The following is a 231-nucleotide window of genomic DNA, read 5'->3' as shown; positions in this document are numbered from 1 at the left end:
AACCAGCTTCAGAAGGAAAAAAGCATCACTAAGACTGCTTATACCGGATAGTAGCTGGCGAAAGGCTATCCGCGAGCGAAAGCTGGAGCACAGCACCTGCCGGTTGCTGACCTTACGCCGGTACAATCCGAGAAAATGGCGGCACTCCACCAGGGCATGCCTGACTAGTGCGCGTCGGGTCTCGTAGTGTTGCTGTTGTTCGCTCAGGGAGAGAATATCGGTAATCACGTC

At 54.1% G+C, this 231-nt stretch carries 1 pseudogene; it reads right to left on the bottom strand.

The features are described 5' to 3' along the window. Window positions 1-231 (bottom strand): annotated as a pseudogene (locus tag DEO48_RS26990) (glycosyl transferase); the annotation flags it as partial.

It is taken from the genome of Enterobacter sp. CGMCC 5087 (genome assembly GCF_003144775.1).
In the GTDB taxonomy this organism is placed as follows: Bacteria; Pseudomonadota; Gammaproteobacteria; order Enterobacterales; family Enterobacteriaceae; genus Enterobacter; species Enterobacter cloacae_M.
The sequence above is the reverse complement of the archived record's forward strand: the minus strand, read 5'-3'. Positions and strand labels throughout refer to the sequence as shown.